Below are 14,935 nucleotides of genomic sequence, written 5' to 3' on the forward strand. Positions count from 1 at the left end.
CCGCGCGGCAGGCGGCACGACACGGGCCCGTGCCGGCCTGCGGCACTCGGCCGCAGGCTTGGCGGCGGCCCTGCACGGGCCGCCGGGTGGCTCAGAACTGGTGGTCGGCGGTGTCCGGGTTGAGGTCGCCGATGCCCAGCTTGGAGGCGGCCAGCTCGATGCTGGCAGTCTGCTTGACCAGCGCGGCGATGGTGTCGCGGATGATCTGCTGGCCGGCGACGTTGTCGGCGGCGATCAGCTGGTCGAAGTGCACGCCGTCCTTCTCGGCGCTATCGACCATCTTCTGCAGGGCGGCCTGGCTGGCGTCGAGGTCGGCCTTCAGCGCGGCATCGGCCTGGGCGTCGGCCTTGGCCACTAGGCCGGACAGGCTCGGGCCGTTCAGCAGGCTGCCGTCGATGCGCTTGTACTCGCCGAGGTAGACGTTGCGGATGCCCAAGGCGTCGTAGAAGTGCGAGTTGTGGGTGTTGTCGCTGAAGCAGTCCTGCTCGTCCTCGGTGGAGTTGGCCTCCAAGGCCACCTTCATGCGCTCGCCGGCCAGCTCGCCCAGCGACAGGCTGCCCATGCCGAACAGCATCTTGCGCAGGCCGTTCTCGGCCGGCTCGGCTTCCAGCTTGGCACGGTAGTTGTCGGCCACGCCGGCCTGCCACTGGCCGACCATGTACTCCAGGTCGCTGACCAGCAGGGCGGTGGCGGCCTTCAGGTATTCGCGGCGGCGCTCGTTGTGGCCGCCGGTGGCACCTTCGCCGACCCGATAGTCGCTGGCCGGGCGGTTGCCGGCGCCGGGGTTGCTGCCGTTGAGGTCCTGGCCCCAGAGCAGGAACTCGATGGCGTGGTAGCCGGTGGCGACGTTGGCTTCCGAGCCGCCCAGCTCGTTCAGGCTGGCCAGCAGTTCGCCGGTGATGGCGCTGGCGTCGAGCTTGTCCTCGCCGACCTGGATCGACGGGTTGGCGATGATGTTGGCGGTGGCGCCGGGGTTGCCCAGGGCGTGCTGGTAGTCGCTGGCGACGTAGTCGATCAGGCCCTCGTCCAGCGGCCAGGCGTTGAGCTGGCCTTCCCAGTCGTCGACCACCGGGTTGCCGAAGCGGAACACCTCGCTCTGCATGTAGGGCGCGCGGGCGGCGATCCACGCCGCGCGGGCGGCCTGGAGGGTGGCCTCGTCGGGGTTGGCGAGCAGGGCGTCGACCGCCTGCTGCAGGGTCTTGGCGCTGCTCAGGGCGTCGCCGAACACCGCCGCAGCCAGTTCGGCATAGTGGCCGACCACCGCCTTGGCGGCTGCCGGTTCGACGCCGCCGGCCGGAGCCGGGGCTGCCGCCGGGGCGCTGGCCGGTGCGGCGGCCTGGGCGGGCGCTTCGGGCTTCTTGTCCTCGCCGCATCCGGCGAGTGCGATGGACAGGGCGAGCAGACTGGCGGCCAGGGGCAGACGCGACATGGGGTGATCCTTGGGATGATGAGGGTGGACTGGCGAAAGATTGTGTCGAAACATAATGCGAAATATTCGCATTTTGCAAGGGCTTGTTGTGCGCTGCCGCTCGGCCATGCCGGCACGGTGCCGCTACAATGGCCGGCATTTCACAGGGAGTTCCGCGCATGAGTCTGGGTAGCGTCGCCGTTGTGGTAGCCATCGTCCTGCTGGCGGGTTACGCCGTGCAGATCTACAACGCCCTGGTGCGCCTCAAGCACGGGGTGAGCAAGGCCTGGTCGAACATCGACGTGCTGCTGCGCCAGCGTCACGAGGAGCTGCCCAAGCTGGTGGAGACCTGCCGCCAGTACATGCAGCACGAGCGCAATACCCTGGAGGCGGTGATCGCCGCGCGCAGCGCGGTGGCGAGCGCCCGCGAGCGCGGCGACGTCGCCGCCCTGGGCCGCGCCGAGAGCGGTCTGCGCGCCGGTCTCGGCCAGCTGTTCGCGGTGGCCGAGAACTATCCGCAGCTCAAGGCCAACGAGAGCTTCCAGCACCTGCAGCAGCGCATCACCGGACTGGAGAACGGCATCGCCGATCGCCGCGAGCTGTACAACGAGTCGGTCAATCTCAACAACGTGCGCATCGAGCAGTTTCCCGACGTGCTGATCGCCCGCCTGTGCGGCTTCCGGGCCGCCGAGCTGTTGCAGTTCAGCGAGGCGCAGAAGAGCGACGTCGACCTCCGGCAGTTGTTCGGCTGATGCCGGTCGATCCGGGCCTGCTGGTCGCCCTCGGCATGGCCGGCGCGGCCACGCTGGGCGGCGGCTGGTGGTGTCTGCAGCGGCTGGGCCAGGCGCGCCTGCTGCAGGACATGCCGACCTCGAAGATCCGCTCGGCGGCGCAGGGCTACGTCGAGCTGTACGGCGTGCTGCTGGCGGGGCCTGGCGAGCCGCTGTGCGCGCCGCTGACCGGCACGCCGTGCCTGTGGTGGCGCTATCGCATCGAGGAGTACCGCAAGAGCGGCAAGCACAAGTCCTGGCGGGTGGTGGAATCGGCGAGCAGCGAGGGCTGGCTGGGCTTCGAGGACGGCTCCGGCCAGTGCCTGATCAATCCGCTGGGCGCCGAGGTGCGTCCGGCGCGGCGCCAGGTCTGGCACGGCGATCAGCGCCACCCGCGGCGGGACCATCCCGATGGCCTGCTGGCGGCGGTGCTGAAGATGGGCAAGCGCTACCGCTACATCGAGGAGCGTCTGCACGCCGGTGATCCGCTGTACGTGCTGGGCGAGTTCCGCAGCTCGGGCGGCGGGCGCCAGGGCCTCGACCTGCCGGAGGCGCAGGCGGCGGTGGTGCGCGAGTGGAAGCGCGACTTCCAGGGTCTGCTGGCGCGTTTCGACCGTGACGGCGACGGTGCGCTGAGCGAGCCGGAGTGGCGCCTGGTGCGTCTGGCCGCGCAGCTGGAGGCCGAGGATCGCCACCGCGCGGCCAGCCAGGCCCCCGAGCAGCACCACCTGCACCGTCCGCCGGAAGGTTTGCCGTTCCTGCTCTCGTGCAAGGGCGAGGACGAGCTGGTGCGGGTATTCCGCTGGCAGGCTCTGGCCGGGGCGCTGCTGTGCCTGGGCGGGGCGCTGGCGGCGGCCTGGCTGCTGGGCCAGGCGCAGTTGTCGTGAGCGACCGCCGGCCGCAAACGAAGAAGCCCGGCGGGGCCGGGCTTCTTCAGACGTTGGTGCGGGGCAGTGCTCAGGCGGCGTAGTTGGCGGCCACGAAGTCCCAGTTCACCAGGTTCCAGAACGCCTCGACGTACTTCGGACGCAGGTTGCGGTAGTCGATGTAGTAGGCGTGTTCCCAGACGTCGCAGGTCAGCAGCGGGGTGTCGCCGCTGGTCAGCGGGCAGCCGGCGCCGATGGTGCTGGCCAGGGCCAGGGAGCCGTCGGCCTTCTTCACCAGCCAGGCCCAGCCGGAGCCGAAGGTGCCGATGGCGGTCTTGGTGAACTCTTCCTTGAACTTGTCGAAGGAACCGAAGGCGGCGTTGATGGCGTCAGCCAGGGCGCCGGTCGGCTGGCCGCCGCCGTTGGGCTTCAGGCCGTTCCAGTAGAAGGTGTGGTTCCACACCTGGGCGGCGTTGTTGAAGATGCCGCCCGAAGAGGTCTTGACGATCTCTTCCAGGGTCTTGCCTTCGAACTCGGTACCCGGGATCAGGTTGTTCAGGTTCACCACGTAGGTGTTGTGGTGCTTGCCGTAGTGATACTCGAGGGTTTCGGTGGAAATGTACGGCTCGAGAGCATTCTTCTCGTACGGCAGCGGCGGCAATTCGAAAGCCATGGTTATCTCCCTTTCATCGTCAGGTGTATGCAGGCGCAAGGTGCGGAAAGCCGGCGCACGGTGCCGGTCGGCAAAGCCATCACGGGCGGCTTCGCGCCGCGCTGATACGCGCGGTCAGCGCCGCATCATAGCACCGGCCCCAGGCCTTATCCACGCAGCAGCCGTGGGGATAAGGCGCCCTAGAGCGAGCGCAGCAGCTGCGCCGCGACGGCGAGCATCATCAGCGCCACGCCCAGATCGATCAGCCGCCAGGTGACCGGCCGGGCCAGCCAGGGTGCCAGCCAGGCCGCGCCCAGGGCGAGGCTGGCGAACCACAGCAGCGAGGCGCTGGCCGCGCCCAGGGCGTAGGCGCCGGGCACTGCCTGCTGGGCGCCGAGCGAGCCGATCAGCAGCACGGTGTCGAGGTAGACGTGCGGGTTGAGCAGGGTCACCGCCAGGGCACTGAGCAGCACCGCGCGCCGCGAGCGCGGCAGGCCGCCGCCCTGGGCGGCCAGACTGTGGTTGTGCCAGGCGCGGCGCAGCGCCTGGGCGGCGTAGCAGAGCAGGAAGGCGATGCCGCCCCAGCGGGCGACGGCCAGCAGGGGCGGGCTCTGCACCAGCACGCTGGCCAGGCCGAACACCCCGGCGGCGACCAGCACGGCGTCGCACAGCACGCAGAGCGCGGCCACCGCCAGGTGATGCTCGCGGCGCAGGCTCTGGGCGAGGACGAAGGCGTTCTGCGCGCCGATGGCCATGATCAGGCCGGCGGCGACCAGCATGCCGTTGCTGTAGCTCTGCCACATCTGTGGAACTCCATGGGGAATCGGAAACGTGGCCACTCTAGGCAGGCTGGATGTATAAGAGAAACGAATTTTGCTGATCAGGCATTAGAGGAGTCGATATGTTCGACTACAAGCTGCTCGCCGCCCTGGCCACCGTGGTGGAGCAGGCCGGCTTCGAGCGCGCGGCGCAGCGCCTGGGGCTGTCGCAGTCGGCGGTGTCGCAGCGCATCAAGCTGCTGGAGATGCGCCTCGGCCAGCCGGTGCTGGTGCGCAGCACGCCGCCGCAACCGACCGCGCTGGGCCAGCGCCTGCTCAACCACGTGCAGCAGGTGCGCCTGCTGGAGGGCGACCTGCAGCAACTGGTGCCGACGCTGGACGAGGAGGCGCGCACCGAACGCCTGCGCGTGGCGCTCAATGCCGACAGCCTGGCGACCTGGTGGGTGGAGGCCGCCAGTGGCTTCTGCGACGAGTCGGGGGTGCTGCTCGACCAACTGGTGGAGGACCAGGCGGTGGGCCTCAAGCGCATGCGCGCCGGCGAGGTGGCCGCCTGCCTGTGCGCCAGCGCGCGGCCGGTGGCCGGCGCGCGCGCCCTGGCGCTGGGTGCCATGCGCTACCGGGCGCTGGCCAGCCCGGCGTTCGTCGCCCGGCACCTGGCCGGCGGCATCGACGGCGCGGCGCTGGCGCGGGTGCCGGCGATCGTCTACGGCCCGGACGACCGCCTGCAGCATCGCTACCTGGCGGCGCTGGGCGTGGAGGGCGGCTTCCTCCACCACCTGTGTCCGTCGTCGGAAGGCTTCGTGCGCATGGCCGAGGCCGGTCTCGGCTGGGGGCTGATTCCCGAACTGCAGGTGCAGCGGCAACTGGCGGACGGGCGCCTGCGGGACGTGCTGCCGGGGCGCTGCATCGATGTGCCGCTGTACTGGCACAGCTGGCGGATGGGCGGCGAGCACCTGGAGCGCCTCACCCGCCATGTCGAGCGCACCGCGCGGCGCTGGCTGGTGGCGCCGGCGGCGCTCTGAACCGCCGGCTCAGACGTAGATGCGCTGTCCGCGGTAGATGCGCACCTGGCGCTCGTCGACCGCGGCGGGGGCCACCTCGGTGCGCTGCGGGTTGGGGATCTGACCGCGATACAGCGGCTGGCTGCGCGCCGCTGCGGCGCTCGGCGCCAGGCCGCAGAGCTGGGCCAGCTGCTCGCCGAGGCGGTGGGTCTGGATCGAGTCGCTGCGCTGGCAGGCTTCCAGCAGGGCACTGATCACATCCTCCTGACTCAGGTGGATGTTCTCTCCCAACTCCTCGCGCAGGCGGCGCCGCAGGGTCTGCATGCAATCGAGCACGGGCTTGGTCAGTTCCATGGGTCTCTCCTTGGCGCAGTCGGGCGATGAGCAGGGAGCAAGCAAATGGCATACCAGCTTTCGTGCGGCGCAACCATGCCGCTTGCGACAGGCTCTGATGCATTTGCGGCCTCGTCGCGGTGCAGGCCGCACCGCGACGAGGCAGAGCCCGGCACCCTGGCTCTGCCGGTATACTGTCGCGGTTACCCCGGTGAAATGCCGCTGACTCTCAAGACAGGTTGTGTTGGTATGCGTAACGATTCCCTCGACGAACTGGACGATCTGCCCAGCCTGACCATCGATGGCCGCGAACCCGCCGCCCAGGAGGCGCCGGCAGCCGCGCCGGCCGTGCGTCGCCCGGTCGCCGCCGTGGCGCCGCCGGCGTCCCGTGGCAGTCGCCTGCCCTGGCTGCTGGTCGGCGCACTGCTGGCGGCCCTGGCCGGGCTCGGCTGGTGGAGCCAGCAGCAGCTGGCGCGTCTGGAGCAGCAGCTGGTCGCCACCCAGGAAAGCTTCGCGCGGATCAGCGAGGATGCGGCGGGGAGCCTCAAGGACATCACCAGCAAGGTGGTGGCCACCGAGTCCAGCGTGACCAGCGAGAGCGAGGCGCTCAAGCTGCGGGTCAAGCAGCTGGAGACCCGGCTGGCTCAGCTCGGCAAGCAGCAGCAGGCCGCCGACGAGCGCCAGGACGGTCAGGGCCGCCAGCTGGAGCAGCTGCGCGGCGAGCTGAAGAACCAGCAGGCCGGTGCCGGGCAACTGGCCGCGTCGCTCAAGGAACAGCAGGCCGGCGTCGCCAGCCTGGAGAGCCGCGTGCAGGGGCTGGCCGGCGAGCAGGCCGCGCTGAAGGCGGCGCAGGGCGAGCTGGGCAAGCTGGACGGTCGCCTGGAAGGCCTGGCCGGCGAGGTCGCCGCGCTGAAGAAGCAGGGCAATCCCAACCAGGCGATCAGCCGTCTGGAGTCGGACCTGCTGGTCCTGCGCAGCCAGCTGGACAACCGCCCGGCCGCCGCTGGCACCGCCGAGCTGGACGCCTTCCGCGCGCAGATGACCCGCAACATCACCACCCTGCAGGCGCAAGTGCAGAACCTGCAGCAGCAGCTCAACGCGCGCTGAGTTGCGCGCCTCGGACAAAAGCCCCGGCGGCCGACGGCAACCGGGGCTTTTGCATGGCGGCGGGACTTACAGCGTCGGGTAGTCGATGTAGCCGGCCGGGCCGGCGGCATAGAAGGTGCTGCTGTCCGCCTCGTTCAGCGCTGCGTCGGCGGCCAGCCGCGCCGGCAGGTCGGGGTTGGCGATGAAGGGAATGCCGAAGGCCACCGCGTCGGCCTTGCCCTCGGCCAGCCAGCGCGCGGCCTGCTCCCTGGTGAAGCGCTCGTTGGCGATGTACACGCCGCCGAAGGCCTGCTTGAGCTGCGGGCCGAGGCTGTCGGCGGCCTCGTGCTCGCGGGCGCAGATGAAGGCGATGTCGCGCTTGCCCAGCTCGCGGGCGACGTAGGCGAAGGTCTCGGCGCGGTTGGCATCGCCCATGTCGTGGGCGTCGGCGCGCGGCGCCAGGTGCATGCCGACGCGGCCGGCGCCCCACACGCCGATGCAGGCGTCGGTGACTTCCAGCAGCAGCCGCGCGCGGTTCTCCAGCGAGCCGCCGTACTGGTCGCTGCGCTGGTTGGTACTGTCCTGGAGGAACTGGTCGAGCAGGTAGCCGTTGGCGCCGTGGATTTCCACGCCGTCGAAGCCGGCGGCCTTGGCGTTCGCCGCGCCCTGGCGGTAGGCCTCGACGATGCCGGCGATCTCCGCCGTCTCCAGCGCGCGCGGGGTGACGTATTCGCGCTTGGGGCGGATCAGGCTGACGTGGCCCTTGGGCTGCACCGCGCTGGGTGCCACCGGCAGCGCGCCGTCCAGGTAGCAGGGATCGGAGATGCGGCCGACGTGCCACAGCTGCAGGAAGATGCGCCCGCCGGCGGCGTGCACCGCGGAGGTGACGTTCTTCCAGCCCTGCACCTGCTCCTCGGACCAGATGCCGGGGGTGTCCGGGTAGCCGACGCCCATCGGCGTCACCGCGGTGGCCTCGCTGATGATCAGGCCGGCGCTGGCGCGCTGCACGTAGTACTCGGCCATCAGCGCGCCGGGCACGCGGCCGGGTTCGGCGCGGCAGCGGGTCAGCGGGGCCATGATGATGCGGTTGGGCAGCTCGAGATCGCCTACCTGGATGGGGTCGAACAGAGTCGGCATGGTCGGTTTCCTTGCTGGGTGAAGTCAGAGTTCGTCATCGAGCCGGCGCAGGAAGGCCTGGATGGTCTCCTCGTTGCGCCGGAAGAAGATCCACTGGCCGACCTTGCGGCTGCTGACCAGGCCGGCGCGCTGCAGGGTGGCCAGGTGCGCCGACACGGTGGACTGCGACAGGCCGGTGCGGCGGTCGATCATGCCGGCGCACACGCCGACCTCCAGCGAGTGCTCCTGGTCGGCGAAGTAGCGCTCGGGCTGCTTCAGCCAGTGGAGGATCTGGCGGCGCACCGGGTGGGCCAGGGCCTTGATGATTTCGTCGGTATCGAATGACATGGATGGCAGTAACTGTTTATCGCGATAGAACGAAATTTATATCGGTATTTCGCGAAATACAAATATGCTTTCGCGCTGAACGTCCGTCCGTTCATGCTGAGTGTCGCTATCGGGGGCGGCGCCATGGCGCTAAGCTGGCGGCATGAACTACCTCGCCCATCTGCATCTCGGCGGTCCGCGACCGGCGCAGCTGCTCGGCAGCCTGTACGGCGACTTCGTCAAGGGCCCGCTGGCCGGGCGCTTCCCGGCGGACGTCGAGGCCGCCATCCGCCTGCACCGGCGCATCGACGCCTTCACCGACAGCCACCCGCTGGTGCGCGCGTCGGTGGCGCGCTTTCCCGCCGAACGCCGGCGCTACGCCGGCATCCTTCTCGACCTGTTCTTCGACCACTGTCTGGCCAGTTGCTGGGACGACTACGCCGACGAGCCGCTGCAGCGCTTCAGCGCCCGGGTCTACGGCGTGCTGGCGACCGAGGCCGAGTTGCCCGGGCGCCTGGCGCTGATCGCACCGCGCATGGCCGAGCAGGACTGGCTGGGCGGCTACCGCGAGTTCGCCGTGCTGGAGCGGGTACTGCTGAACATGCAGCGGCGCCTGTCGCGCCCGCAGGCGCTGGACGGCGCGCTGGCCGAGCTGGAGCGCCTGTATCCCTGGCTGCTCGACGATTTCCGCGCCTTCTATCCCGTGCTGCAGGCCTTCGCCCGGGCGGCGCGGCAGGCCTGACTCAGGCGGCTTCGCGTTCGCCCTGCTTCTCGACGGGACAGACCACCGTGGCGATGGCGGCATGGGCGCGGCGCGCCAGCTCGCTGCGCGTGAGTCCGGCCACGGCGATCGGCTCGAGCAGGTCGATCTCCACCACCGCCCGCTCGGCGGCCAGCAGGCGCAGCAGGTGCGCCGGCAGCTCGTCGTCGCCGACGAAGGGCGCCAACTGGTCGCGCGTGCCGGCGCGGCGGTAACGCAGCGCCACCGGCTGCACGGAGGCACCGCTGTCCAGGGCGGCGGCGAGCAGGCGCGGGTGGAAGCGCAGCACGGCGCTGCCATCGGAGCTGGTGCCTTCGGGGAAGATCGCCAGGTGGTGGCCCTGTTGCAGGTGCCCGGCCAGCTGACGGCCGAGATCGAGGGCTTCGCCCGCGCCGCGGCGGATGAACAGGGTGCCGGCCTGGCGCGCCAGCCAGCCGGCCAGCGGCCACTCGCCGACCTCGGCCTTGGCCAGGAACGACAGCGGGCGCAGGGCGCCGAGCACGGCGATGTCGACCCAGGACACATGGTTGGCCAGCCACAGCACCGGCGTGTCCGGCAGCCGGCCGCGCACCTCAACGCTGAACGGCAGGGCGGCCTGCAGGTGGCGCATGAAGCGCCAGGTCAGGCGCTGGCGCAGCGCCAGCGGGGCGCCGCCGCAGCGCTCGCGCAGGCCGACCCAGGCGGCGTACAGCGCGCCCTCGCCGAGCACGGCGAACAGCCGCAGCAGACGTCCGTACAGGCGCAGGCGGGCCATCAGCCGGCCGCCTTGAAGTGGCGGGCGTAGCGCGGGCACAGCTCGTCGCGCTTGAGCAGGATGAATACGTCGGCGACCTGGAAGTCCGGATCCCAGCACGGCTCGCCGCAGATCTTCGCGCCCAGGCGCATGTAGGCCTTGAGCAGCGGCGGCAGTTCGGCGGTGAGGTTGTCGTCGGGTACCGGCAGGCTGGGCAGCGGCTGTAGCGGTTCGGCATGCAGCAGTTCGGTGCACAGGTAGCGCTCGCGCAAGCGCTGCATCACCGCGCGCGCCTGGATGCCCCCATCGCGCATCGGAATGCTGGCGCAACCCATCAGGTAGCGGTAGCCGCCCTCGTTGAGGATCTCCGCCAGCGCGCCCCACAGCACGGCGATGGTCGCGCCGTTGCGGTAGTCGGCGGCGACGCAGGTGCGGCCGATCTCCAGCGCCGGGCCGCCGAGTCTGCTCAGGCCGTGCAGGCGGAATTCGCCCTCGCTGTAGAACCGCCCCAGGCGGCGGGCGGCACCGTGATCGAGCAGGCGGGTGGTGGCGACCAGCTCGCCGTTGGCCAGGTCGCGCACGCCGAGATGGCTGCAGTGGACGTCGAAACCGTCGCAGTCGAGGCCCAGTTCGGCGCCTTCCAGGCGGGCGCCGAACTCCGTGCCGAACACCCGGTAGCGCAGGGCCTGGGCTTCGAGCAGGGCTTCGGTGCCGTGCAGGCGCTCGGCCTGCAGGCGGCGGGTGGCACTGGCGTCGCGGGATAGTGCAGTGGCGGACATGCAGATCCTCCGGGCAGCCGTCGGTGGCCGCTTCCTTGTTGTGTGCATGGCCATGCTGGCAATCGCGCATGTCGGCGCGGTGACGTGGCGGTGATGCTTCTGTGACTGCCCACGCACCCCGCCGGAGGGCGGCGGAGTAGAGTGGGGCGCACCCCGCGAGGTCGGCGGCACAGGCGTGCTTGATGCAGGTCAGTGCCTTGGCAGAGCCGCCCCGCTAAGCTGATCCGGCCCAAGAATTCGAGGTTGCCATGCGTCGCGAACCCATAGTCCTGTTTGATAACGGCACCCACCAGTGCCTGTGCTTCGATGATCTGGTCAGCGGGGAAGGTGTACAGACCAACCAGTTCCTGATCGTCGACAACGAGCAATACATGCTGCTCGATCCGGGCGGCGACCTGACCTACACCCCCCTGTCGCTGGAGCTGTCCAAGCACATTCCGGTGCAGGACCTGACCTACATCTTCGCCTCGCACCAGGACCCGGACATCATCGCCGCGCTGGACAAGTGGCTGCTGCACACCAAGGCCAAGGTCATCTGCTCGCGCCTGTGGGCGCGCTTCCTGCCGCACCTGACCGCCAACTACCTGGCCGTCAGCCACGGCATCTCCACCTACGATCGCATCATCGCACTGCCCGACCGCGGCCAGTCGCTGCCGCTCGGCAAGTGCCAGCTCAAGGCGGTGCCGGCGCACTTCCTGCACTCGGTCGGCAACTTCCAGCTCTACGATCCGGTGAGCAAGATCCTGTTCTCCGGCGACATGGGCGCCTCGCTGGTCGACGACGCCCAGCCGGTCACCGACTTCGCCGCCCACCTGTCGAGCATGGAAGGCTTCCACCGCCGCTACATGGCCAGCAACAAGGTCTGCCGCCTGTGGGCCGAGATGGTGCGCAAGATGGACGTCGAGATGATCGTGCCGCAGCACGGTCGCCCCTTCATCGGCAAGGCGATGATCAACGCCTTCCTCGACTGGATCAGCCAGCTCGAGTGCGGCCTGGACCTGATGGGCCCGGCCGACTACGCCCTGCCGCGCTGATTCGCGCGCGTCCGCGCCATCGCCAGCGCCGGCGTCCCGTCCACGGGCGCCGGCGTTGTCGTTTGTGCCGACTGCCTCCTTGAGCGCGCTGCGCTCCCCGGCTATGTTGCGCTGAGGAGATTGTCACGCGAGGAGCCGATGTCCCCCCTTTCCCCCTTCCTGCCGGCACGGCGCTAGCGCCGTGCATCCGGCCGTTTTCCCCTGGCGCGAGGGCAACCGCTTCCAGTTGCTGGTCGACGGCGAGCGCTTCTTTCCACGCATGCTGGCGGCCATCGACGGCGCGCAGCGGCAGGTCGAGGTGGAGCTCTACCTGGTCGAGGCAGGCAGCTGCGCCAGCCAACTGATCGACTGCCTGACGCGCGCCGCCGGTCGCGGTGTGCAGGTCCGCTGCCTGTTCGACGCCTTCGGCAGCCGGCAGCTCGGCAGCCGGCTGGGCGGCCGCCTGCGCGAGGCCGGCGTCGAGCTGCGCCTGTACAACCCGATCGGCTGGCGTAGCGGGCTGGGCAACCTGTTTCGCGACCATCGCAAGCTGCTGCTGGTCGACCAGACGCTGGCCTGGGTGGGCGGCGCCGGCGCCACCGACGATTTCTGGATGCCGGAATCAGGCAGCAGCCGCTGGCACGAACTGATGGTGGAGATCGCCGGCCCGGCGGTGGCCGACTGGCAGACGCTGTTCGAGCGCCAGTGGCAGGCCTGCGAGGAGCCGCAGGCCTGGCGGCCGTACATCCGCCCGCTGCGTCACCTGCCGCCGCGCCCGGCGCCCGGCGCCGGACTCGGGCGGGTCGCCTATGCCGACGCCCTGCAGCACCGCGACATCCTGCGCTCGCTGCTGCGCAACCTCGGCCACGCACGCGGGCGGGTGTGGCTGGCCACGCCCTACTTCCTGCCCAGCTGGCGGGTACGCAAGGCCCTGCGCAAGGCGGCGCAGCGCGGGGTGGACGTGCGCCTGCTGCTCAGCGGCCGCCTCACCGACCACGGCCCGGTACGCTACGCCGGGCAGCGCTACTACCCGCGCCTGCTGAAGAGCGGCGTGCGCATCTTCGAATACCAGCCGCGCTTCCTGCATCTCAAGGCGGTGCTGGTCGACGACTGGGTGAGCATCGGTTCGTGCAACTTCGACCACTGGACCCTGCGCTTCAACCTGGAAGCCAATCTCGAGGCGCTCGATCCGGGCTTGACCGCCGAGCTGACGCAGAGCTTCGCCGTCGACTTCGCGCGCAGCCGCGAGATCACCCTGGAGGACTGGTTCGCCCGGCCGCTGGCGATGCGCATCCACCAGCGCCTATGGGGCTGGCTGGATCGCGTGGTGGTCAACCTGCTGGACCGCTGGCGCTGAGGCCGACGCGGTACATCCAGAAGTTGGGATGTTCGCCGGCGGGGGCGGGCGCGCTGTCGGGCTGCGGCTGGCGGCGGATCTGCTGGAGCAGTTGTCTGAGCTGACGCATGGGGTTCTCCCGTGAGGTGGCCTGGTGCATGGCGCGATGATCGCGCCAGGCCGTACGGGAATGAACTCGATTGTGCCTATGGCGGTGATCGGGAATTTCCGCTTGCCAGAATGCAACAAGGCCCGGCTCTCGGGAGAGGGCCGAGCCTTGCGCGACAGGCGGGGGGCTTACTTCACTTCCACCGCCAGGCTGTCGGCGATCTTCTGCTTCCAGATCTGCGGGCCGGTGATGTGCACCGACTCGCCGTTGGCGTCGACCGCCACGGTGACCGGCATGTCCTTGACCTCGAACTCGTAGATCGCTTCCATGCCGAGTTCCGGGAAGGCCAGCACCTCGGCCTTCTTGATCGCCTGGGCGACCAGGTAGGCGGCGCCGCCGACGGCCATCAGGTACACGGCCTTGTTGTCGCGGATCGCGTCGATGGCGATCGGGCCGCGCTCGGACTTGCCGATCATGCCGAGCAGACCGGTCTGCTCGAGGATCTGGCGGGTGAACTTGTCCATGCGGGTCGCGGTGGTCGGGCCGGCCGGGCCAACCACCTCGTCACGTACCGGATCGACCGGGCCGACGTAGTAGATGAAGCGGCCCTTGAGGTCCACTGGCAGTTGTTCGCCGGCGTTGAGCATGTCGACCATGCGCTTGTGCGCGGCGTCGCGGCCGGTCAGCATCTTGCCGTTGAGCAGGACGGTCTCGCCCGGCTTCCAGCTCTGCACTTCTTCCGGAGTGATGGTGTCGAGGTTGACGCGACGGGCGCTCGGGCCGGCTTCCCAGACGATTTCCGGGTAGGCGTCCAGCGGCGGCGGGGTCAGCTCGGCCGGGCCGGAGCCGTCCAGCACGAAGTGGGCGTGACGGGTGGCTGCGCAGTTGGGGATGATGCACACCGGCAGCGAGGCAGCGTGGGTCGGGTAGTCCTTGATCTTCACGTCGAGGACGGTGGTCAGGCCGCCGAGGCCCTGGGCGCCGATGCCCAGCTGGTTGACCTTGTCGAACAGCTCGAGGCGCAGTTCCTCGATGCGGTTCTGCGGGCCGCGCTTCTTCAGCTCATGGATGTCGATCTCCTCCATGAGCGATTCCTTGGCCAGCAGGGCGGCCTTCTCGGCGGTACCGCCGATGCCGATGCCCAGCATGCCCGGCGGGCACCAGCCGGCGCCCATTTCCGGCACGGTCTTCAGCACCCAGTCGACGATCGAGTCGGACGGGTTGAGCATGCCCATCTTCGACTTGTTCTCCGAGCCGCCGCCCTTGGCCGCGACGTCGATCTCCACGGTGTCGCCGGGGACAATCTGGTAGTGGATCACCGCCGGGGTGTTGTCCTTGGTGTTCTTGCGGGCACCGGCCGGGTCGGCCAGGATCGAGGCGCGCAGGACGTTGTCCGGGTTGTTGTAGGCGCGACGCACGCCCTCGTTGATCATGTCGTCCAGGCTCAGGGTGGCGCCGTCCCACTGGACGTTCATGCCGACCTTGACGAAGACGGTGACGATGCCGGTGTCCTGGCAGATCGGACGGTGGCCGGTGGCGCACATGCGCGAGTTGATCAGGATCTGGGCGATGGAGTCGCGGGCCGCCGGCGACTCCTCGCGCAGGTAGGCCTCGTGCATGGCCTGGATGAAGTCGACGGGGTGGTAGTAGGAGATGTACTGCAGGGCGTCGGCGACGCTCTGGATCAGGTCGTCTTGCTTGATCACGGCCATGGAACGCGGTCCTCTATCAGGCGGAACTTCACGGCGCGCCACCGCAGGCGGCGCAAAAAAACGGCGCGGCAGTATAGCGCGCAGGCGGCATGGCGGACACCTGCCCGCCGTCGACCTTGGTCGATTGGCGAACGCTGCGTCGCTCGTCCGCCACC

Annotated in this window: 17 protein-coding genes; 7 read left to right on the top strand and 10 right to left on the bottom strand. The window is 69.7% G+C overall.

Annotated features, from left to right (window positions below; translation table 11 throughout):
- Window positions 1–91 precede the first annotated feature (91 nt).
- Window positions 92–1,429 carry an imelysin family protein gene (locus BLT78_RS00920; protein ID WP_090347183.1) on the bottom strand — a complete coding sequence of 446 codons (1,338 nt, stop codon included), beginning with the start codon at window positions 1,427–1,429 and terminating at the stop codon, window positions 92–94.
- A gap of 158 nt (window positions 1,430–1,587) precedes the next feature.
- Between BLT78_RS00920 and BLT78_RS00925 the strand changes: the two genes are divergently transcribed.
- Complete coding sequence (locus tag BLT78_RS00925; protein ID WP_090347184.1) at window positions 1,588–2,160, top strand: LemA family protein; 573 nt, start codon at window positions 1,588–1,590, stop codon at window positions 2,158–2,160.
- Complete coding sequence (locus BLT78_RS00930; RefSeq protein WP_090347185.1) at window positions 2,160–3,065, top strand: hypothetical protein; 906 nt, start codon at window positions 2,160–2,162, stop codon at window positions 3,063–3,065. Before BLT78_RS00925 ends, BLT78_RS00930 begins: the two co-directional genes overlap by 1 nt.
- Window positions 3,066–3,135: 70 nt before the next feature.
- Here the strand turns inward: BLT78_RS00930 and BLT78_RS00935 are convergent, their stop codons facing one another.
- On the bottom strand, window positions 3,136–3,717 hold the full coding sequence (locus BLT78_RS00935) for a superoxide dismutase (protein ID WP_090347186.1): 582 nt from the start codon (window positions 3,715–3,717) through the stop codon (window positions 3,136–3,138).
- 179 nt (window positions 3,718–3,896) lie between these two features.
- Window positions 3,897–4,499 carry a LysE/ArgO family amino acid transporter gene (locus BLT78_RS00940; RefSeq protein WP_090347187.1) on the bottom strand — a complete coding sequence of 201 codons (603 nt, stop codon included), beginning with the start codon at window positions 4,497–4,499 and terminating at the stop codon, window positions 3,897–3,899.
- Window positions 4,500–4,597: 98 nt separating this feature from the next.
- Here BLT78_RS00940 and BLT78_RS00945 point away from each other — a divergent pair, with 98 nt between their 5' ends.
- Window positions 4,598–5,497, top strand: coding sequence for a LysR family transcriptional regulator ArgP (locus BLT78_RS00945; RefSeq protein WP_090347188.1), 900 nt, complete (start codon window positions 4,598–4,600; stop codon window positions 5,495–5,497).
- Window positions 5,498–5,506: 9 nt separating this feature from the next.
- Here the strand turns inward: BLT78_RS00945 and BLT78_RS00950 are convergent, their stop codons facing one another.
- On the bottom strand, window positions 5,507–5,830 hold the full coding sequence (locus tag BLT78_RS00950; protein WP_090347189.1) for a hypothetical protein: 324 nt from the start codon (window positions 5,828–5,830) through the stop codon (window positions 5,507–5,509).
- 228 nt (window positions 5,831–6,058) lie between these two features.
- On the opposite strand from BLT78_RS00950, the gene BLT78_RS00955 reads away from it, so the two are divergent.
- A complete protein-coding gene (locus BLT78_RS00955) occupies window positions 6,059–6,916 on the top strand; it encodes an ATPase (RefSeq protein WP_090347190.1) in 858 nt (285 codons plus the stop codon).
- A 66-nt stretch (window positions 6,917–6,982) separates the two neighbouring features.
- Here BLT78_RS00955 and BLT78_RS00960 read toward each other — a convergent pair whose 3' ends face one another.
- A complete protein-coding gene (locus BLT78_RS00960) occupies window positions 6,983–8,032 on the bottom strand; it encodes an alkene reductase (RefSeq protein WP_090347191.1) in 1,050 nt (349 codons plus the stop codon).
- Window positions 8,033–8,056: 24 nt separating this feature from the next.
- Complete coding sequence (locus BLT78_RS00965; protein ID WP_090347192.1) at window positions 8,057–8,359, bottom strand: ArsR/SmtB family transcription factor; 303 nt, start codon at window positions 8,357–8,359, stop codon at window positions 8,057–8,059.
- A 142-nt stretch (window positions 8,360–8,501) separates the two neighbouring features.
- On the opposite strand from BLT78_RS00965, the gene BLT78_RS00970 reads away from it, so the two are divergent.
- Window positions 8,502–9,080 carry an acyl carrier protein phosphodiesterase gene (locus BLT78_RS00970; RefSeq protein ID WP_090347193.1) on the top strand — a complete coding sequence of 193 codons (579 nt, stop codon included), beginning with the start codon at window positions 8,502–8,504 and terminating at the stop codon, window positions 9,078–9,080.
- 1 nt (window position 9,081) lies between these two features.
- On the opposite strand, the gene BLT78_RS00975 is transcribed toward BLT78_RS00970, so the two are convergent.
- Together BLT78_RS00975 and olsB are read right to left on the bottom strand one after the other, a co-directional pair.
- On the bottom strand, window positions 9,082–9,852 hold the full coding sequence (locus BLT78_RS00975; RefSeq protein ID WP_090347194.1) for a lysophospholipid acyltransferase family protein: 771 nt from the start codon (window positions 9,850–9,852) through the stop codon (window positions 9,082–9,084).
- Window positions 9,852–10,610: an L-ornithine N(alpha)-acyltransferase gene (gene olsB / locus BLT78_RS00980; protein WP_090347195.1), complete on the bottom strand. Its 759-nt coding sequence runs from the start codon at window positions 10,608–10,610 to the stop codon at window positions 9,852–9,854. Before olsB ends, BLT78_RS00975 begins: the two co-directional genes overlap by 1 nt.
- Before the next feature lie 248 nt (window positions 10,611–10,858).
- Here olsB and BLT78_RS00985 point away from each other — a divergent pair, with 248 nt between their 5' ends.
- Window positions 10,859–11,644, top strand: a complete 786-nt coding sequence (locus BLT78_RS00985) for an oxygen-binding di-iron domain-containing protein (protein WP_090347196.1) — start codon at window positions 10,859–10,861, stop codon at window positions 11,642–11,644.
- A gap of 181 nt (window positions 11,645–11,825) precedes the next feature.
- Window positions 11,826–12,980: a phospholipase D-like domain-containing protein gene (locus BLT78_RS00990; RefSeq protein ID WP_090347197.1), complete on the top strand. Its 1,155-nt coding sequence runs from the start codon at window positions 11,826–11,828 to the stop codon at window positions 12,978–12,980.
- Here the strand turns inward: BLT78_RS00990 and BLT78_RS21785 are convergent.
- Both BLT78_RS21785 and BLT78_RS00995 read right to left on the bottom strand, forming a co-directional pair.
- The gene (locus tag BLT78_RS21785) at window positions 12,955–13,089 is read right to left on the bottom strand and encodes a hypothetical protein (RefSeq protein ID WP_269458063.1); all 135 of its coding nucleotides are present in this window, start codon (window positions 13,087–13,089) and stop codon (window positions 12,955–12,957) included. The genes BLT78_RS00990 and BLT78_RS21785 overlap by 26 nt on opposite strands.
- Before the next feature lie 167 nt (window positions 13,090–13,256).
- Window positions 13,257–14,780 (bottom strand): fumarate hydratase, encoded by a 1,524-nt coding sequence (locus tag BLT78_RS00995; RefSeq protein WP_090347198.1) that lies wholly within the window; start codon window positions 14,778–14,780, stop codon window positions 13,257–13,259.
- Window positions 14,781–14,935: the final 155 nt, after the last annotated feature.

The organism is Pseudomonas oryzae (assembly GCF_900104805.1).
GTDB lineage: Bacteria > Pseudomonadota > Gammaproteobacteria > Pseudomonadales > Pseudomonadaceae > Geopseudomonas > Geopseudomonas oryzae.

Excerpts from the sequence above, each read along its gene's own strand:
- BLT78_RS00920 (WP_090347183.1), bottom strand. The coding sequence starts at position 1,429 with ATGTCGCGTCTGCCCCTGGCCGCCAGTCTGCTCGCCCTGTCCATCGCA.
- BLT78_RS00925 (WP_090347184.1), top strand. The coding sequence starts at position 1,588 with ATGAGTCTGGGTAGCGTCGCCGTTGTGGTAGCCATCGTCCTGCTGGCG.
- BLT78_RS00930 (WP_090347185.1), top strand. The coding sequence starts at position 2,160 with ATGCCGGTCGATCCGGGCCTGCTGGTCGCCCTCGGCATGGCCGGCGCG.
- BLT78_RS00935 (WP_090347186.1), bottom strand. The coding sequence starts at position 3,717 with ATGGCTTTCGAATTGCCGCCGCTGCCGTACGAGAAGAATGCTCTCGAG.
- BLT78_RS00940 (WP_090347187.1), bottom strand. The coding sequence starts at position 4,499 with ATGTGGCAGAGCTACAGCAACGGCATGCTGGTCGCCGCCGGCCTGATC.
- BLT78_RS00945 (WP_090347188.1), top strand. The coding sequence starts at position 4,598 with ATGTTCGACTACAAGCTGCTCGCCGCCCTGGCCACCGTGGTGGAGCAG.
- BLT78_RS00950 (WP_090347189.1), bottom strand. The coding sequence starts at position 5,830 with ATGGAACTGACCAAGCCCGTGCTCGATTGCATGCAGACCCTGCGGCGC.
- BLT78_RS00955 (WP_090347190.1), top strand. The coding sequence starts at position 6,059 with ATGCGTAACGATTCCCTCGACGAACTGGACGATCTGCCCAGCCTGACC.
- BLT78_RS00960 (WP_090347191.1), bottom strand. The coding sequence starts at position 8,032 with ATGCCGACTCTGTTCGACCCCATCCAGGTAGGCGATCTCGAGCTGCCC.
- BLT78_RS00965 (WP_090347192.1), bottom strand. The coding sequence starts at position 8,359 with ATGTCATTCGATACCGACGAAATCATCAAGGCCCTGGCCCACCCGGTG.
- BLT78_RS00970 (WP_090347193.1), top strand. The coding sequence starts at position 8,502 with ATGAACTACCTCGCCCATCTGCATCTCGGCGGTCCGCGACCGGCGCAG.
- BLT78_RS00975 (WP_090347194.1), bottom strand. The coding sequence starts at position 9,852 with ATGGCCCGCCTGCGCCTGTACGGACGTCTGCTGCGGCTGTTCGCCGTG.
- olsB (WP_090347195.1), bottom strand. The coding sequence starts at position 10,610 with ATGTCCGCCACTGCACTATCCCGCGACGCCAGTGCCACCCGCCGCCTG.
- BLT78_RS00985 (WP_090347196.1), top strand. The coding sequence starts at position 10,859 with ATGCGTCGCGAACCCATAGTCCTGTTTGATAACGGCACCCACCAGTGC.
- BLT78_RS21785 (WP_269458063.1), bottom strand. The coding sequence starts at position 13,089 with ATGCGTCAGCTCAGACAACTGCTCCAGCAGATCCGCCGCCAGCCGCAG.
- BLT78_RS00995 (WP_090347198.1), bottom strand. The coding sequence starts at position 14,780 with ATGGCCGTGATCAAGCAAGACGACCTGATCCAGAGCGTCGCCGACGCC.